Source organism: Exiguobacterium sp. H66, assembly GCF_018618705.1.
Lineage (GTDB): Bacteria > Bacillota > Bacilli > Exiguobacteriales > Exiguobacteriaceae > Exiguobacterium_A > Exiguobacterium_A oxidotolerans.
Window position 1 is genome coordinate 1 of the sequence record NZ_JACSMQ010000019.1, and the last position, 1367, is coordinate 1367.

At 50.3% G+C, this 1367-nt stretch carries 1 protein-coding gene; it reads right to left on the reverse strand.

What is annotated here, in order from left to right; translation table 11 throughout:
* Positions 1–1367, reverse strand: a 1367-nt coding sequence (locus KNP88_RS15480; protein WP_214894544.1) for a copper amine oxidase, incomplete at both ends; no start/stop codon positions are given.

Below are 1367 nucleotides of genomic sequence, written 5' to 3' on the forward strand. Positions count from 1 at the left end.
GCGTTTTGACGTTTGCGTGCCACGACGATTCCAGCTGCACCGAGTGCAAGACCGAAGAGTGCAAGTGCACCTGTTGTTGCGTTGTTGCTTGTGTCGCTCATGCCGCCGTTACCTGTGTTCGGCATTGAACCTGGTGTACCGTCCATGAATTTCTCTGGAGATTGCATGACGATCGCGTTACCGAGGTTTTCACCGACACCGTACATGTAAGCATATGACTCGCGGAACGTATCGACTGATCCTTTGTAGTCGCCTTCCGTGTACTGCATGAACGTGTCTTGGACATATGTTTCATGACCAGCGACGGCTTCAGTTGCTGCTTTCGTCGGAAGGTTTTCTTCCGTTGCTGCTCCGAGGAACGCACCGAAGTCGTTCGTGAACATTTTGAGCATGTCTTGTGCGTCACCCATCATTTTTTTATCATCGTTGATGGCTGCTGTGACGAGATTTGCTTGTGCTTCGATGTGGTTTTTCGTCCAGACTTGCTCGAACTGATCCGCACCGGCTTGACCGTAGATCGATTTGATCGCGGCTTTGAAGTCAGCTGTGTGCATGTCTTCCGCCCAGTTTGCAGCATCGTAGTCTTTCGCTTGATCGACGCCTGCCGTCATGCTGAGGTTCGCAAGAGCGACGTGTTCAGCAGCGAGGCTATTGAGTGTTGACCGGAGGTCAGCGGCTTTCGTATCAGCTTTCGAGTTATCGAATTTCTCAGGCATCTGTGTTGTGATGGCGACTGAGAGTGCTTTCGAGATGTCATACATGCGGCTGTATCCTTCACGGAACGTGTTGTACGATCCTTCGTAGTCGCCTGCTGCATACTCTTGGAATGTTTTATAGACGTCCGCTTCGTGAGCACGAAGGACTTCTTCAGCTGTTTCCTTCGGAAGTTCGCCTTCTGTCGCAGCGTCGAGGAATGTCGAGAGATCCTGGACGAATTCTTCTGTCTCGGCTTTCGAAGCGTTGATGCCTTCCTGGTCATCCGCTTTGACGGCTTTGACGAGGTCCGTTGTGTATTTGTTGTGGTCGACGAAGATTTTTTCGAATTGTTTTGCGCCTTCGTCGCCATAGACTGAAGCGATTGCCGGTGTCATGTCGAGTGCGTTCTGTTTGAGTGCCGCTTCATAATACTCAGCATCTTTTGAACCGTCATATTGTTTTTTCATGTCCATGACAGCAAGCACGAAGTGCTCAGAAAGTAATTGGTCGAGTGTCGCACGAAGATCTGCTGCTTTCGTTTTGACCGTGACGTTTTTTGCTTTGTCCTCATGCATCATGTCGTCTGAACCGCCTGATGCGAACGCCGCCGTTCCTGGTAATACGAGTGCTGCTGCCATTGCTGATGCTGCGAATTTTTTAGTGTGTTTCAT